The 2654-nt window shown below is 51.5% G+C and carries 2 protein-coding genes; both read right to left on the bottom strand.

Annotation, left to right across the window (positions count from 1 at the left end; genetic code table 11):
- Positions 1-1340: sensor domain-containing protein (locus ACP5D0_RS10000; RefSeq protein WP_472365643.1), on the bottom strand; the 1340-nt coding region annotated here is incomplete at its 3' end.
- The coding region (locus tag ACP5D0_RS09995; protein ID WP_472365642.1) for a PAS domain S-box protein at positions 1327-2654 on the bottom strand (1328 nt) is incomplete at its 5' end. The genes ACP5D0_RS09995 and ACP5D0_RS10000, both read right to left, overlap by 14 nt.

The raw sequence follows: 2654 nt of genomic DNA, 5'->3' as shown, positions 1-2654 counted from the left end.
TGCAGGGGTGCCAGCGCGATGCCAATGGAGGCACTCAGCCGATGGGCGCTTTTGGGGGTGTTGAATGGGTCGGACAGTAAGTTGAGCAGGTCTCGAGTGATGTCAATGGCTTCTTCTACGGCGGTAATGCGGGTGAGCACCATGACAAATTCATCGCCGCCGATGCGGGAGGCCATGTCGGATTCGCCCAGGCGTGCCATAATGCGTTGGGTGGCTTCACGAAGCACATAATCGCCTTCTGCGTGACCGTAATGATCGTTGACGTCTTTAAATTTATCCAGATCCAGAAACAGGACCGCAAGCATTCGGTCAGCTTTTTCCTGCAGGTGTATGAGCTGGGTCTCCAGAAACTGATTGAGCAGGCTGCGGTTCGGCAAGCCGGTGAGGGCGTCATAGAATGCCAAGCGATCCAGTTGGCCTTGGTAGGCTTTGCGATCGGTGATGTCAGAAAAGGTCGCTACATAAAAAACCTGCCCTGTCTGTTGATCGTGGATGCGGCTGATTTGCAACCATTCTGGGTAGACTTCGCCCGATTTGCGCCGGTTCCAAATTTCACCGCACCACCAGCCGTGGTGTTGGATTTCCAGCCACATATCGTCGTAAAACCGTTTGGAATGGCGGCCAGAGTGCAGGATGGCGGGGGTTTTGTCTTCGACGTCCGCCGGACTGAATCCGGTGATTTCCGAAAACGCTTGGTTAATGCGTATGATTTGCCCTTTGGCATCCGTCACCATCAGCCCTTCTCGGATTTGGTCAATAATGATGTTGGACAGCCGCAACGATTGGCTGGAGACTTCCTTGAGGTTGACCATCATCGGTGACATCAAGTAGTAACCGCCATAGCGCCCAGGATGATTTAGACGAACTAATGAGAGGGTGAAAATGTCGTTGCTTTTAAGCACAAACACTTTTTGACCTTGCACTTTTTCGGTGCTGTGTTCGCTGTCACGTAACAATAAAACCAGGTCGTAGGCACTCTGTTTTTGCAGAAATTTGCGGAAGTTCTGGCCTAAAGCGATATCGCAACTTTGATGGAGCATGCGGCAGGCGGCTTGGTTGAGCATTTCAATGTCGCCGTGCTGATTAGTCAGCAGCATGGGGGCGGGCGACTCGTCAAACAGTAAGGCAAATTGTTTTTGCATACTGGCGTCATTGCTTTCAATCTGTTGACTGATGAGGGCTTCGGTTTCCAGTTCGCTGATGCGTTGTTCCATGACCTCAAACTGCTCTTCCAGCGCCATTAGCTGTTCGATGAGTCGCGTATTTTCTTCTTTAAAGGCGTGCAGGTCTTGGTGTAAATAGTCGCAATTTAGATCGTGGCGGGTGTTATTCAAGCTCATGGAGTTTCTCCGACTCGATGAGGTAGCCTAAAAAATGCGGTTCGCCATTGATGGCGGTGTTTTCGACTCGTAGCTTCAGTAGCAAACGGCGATTATCCTTGGTCAAGGCGGTGATGTCTCGCCATTGGTGCATCAAGCCCTTGCTTTGACCGGATAAATAGTGGCTGAGATAGTCGTCGTGGTGCTGGCGATAGGGTTCGGGCATGAGCTGACTGACGTTTTTGTGTCGAATTTCTTCTGGTGAATAGCCCAGCAGTGTCTCAATTGAGGGGCTGGCGAAAGTGATAATGCCGGTTTTGTCCAGCGTAATGACGCTAAAGGGAAGATAGTCCGCCAGGTGTTGCAGGGTTTGATGCGCATCGGTGTCAGGGTTTTGGTTTGAGGTGCGGTTTGGCGTGTCGAAAAACAGCATGACCCCCACCACTTGAAGGGCATCGGATTTATAAGGCACCAGCCGCAGTTGGTAAACGGTCGCGTCTTGCCGCACTCTCAGCTGGGTTTCGTTTTCAGTTTCAATGACGTTGAGCAACTCTTGCCGCAACTTGGGGATGTCGATGTTCAGACCCAAAGTGGTGATGGTTTGACCGATGTCGGTGCTGCGCAACCCCAGAATTTCGGCCGCACAATGCGTGTAGCGCAGCAGTCGCAAGCGGTTGTCCACCAGCACGATGCTTTCATTCATTTTGTCGAGCATATTTTGCAGGTCGTTATTCACCTGTTCCAGTTCGTAGGTTTTGACTTCCAGTTCCTGGTTGACGGTGGAGAGTTCTTCGTTAGTGGACTGCAACTCTTCATTGGCGGTTTGCAGCTCTTCGTTGGCGGATTGCAGTTCCTCATTGGCCGACTGCAATTCTTCGTTAGTGGATTGCAGCTCTTCATTGGTGGTTTCCAGCTCTTCAACGGAGGTTTGCAAACGCTCTTTGAAAATAGCGACTTCTTTGCGTAGGTTGTCGTTGCTGATGGTTTGGTCGGCTTCCAGCAAGCCGGTACCGCTGATAAAGGCTTCGCTGAGATCCACTTGGGTGAAGCTGATGACAAACACGTCCTGTGTTCGGCTGGCCTTGTCCGATGCGAGTCGCTGAATGGTAATGAAAAGCGCTTTTTCCGCTTCGGTGTTATTGAAAAACAAGGCTTGTGTCGAGGCCTGACCGTCGCGCTTGGCCTTTTGCAGCAGGGCACGAATGTCCACCTTGATGTCGTCGCGCACCAGGGTGAGAATGTTGGTGTCGATTTTGCCTTGTGGGAAACTTAAATACCGCGAGACATCGCCGCGAATGTGCAGCACTTGACCGGATGGGTCCACCACTATAACGG

It is taken from the genome of Hydrogenovibrio sp., from assembly GCF_049975065.1.
Taxonomy (GTDB): domain Bacteria; phylum Pseudomonadota; class Gammaproteobacteria; order Thiomicrospirales; family Thiomicrospiraceae; genus Hydrogenovibrio.
Note: the sequence above shows the minus strand (reverse complement) of the source record. Positions and strands in the feature narration are given on the sequence as shown.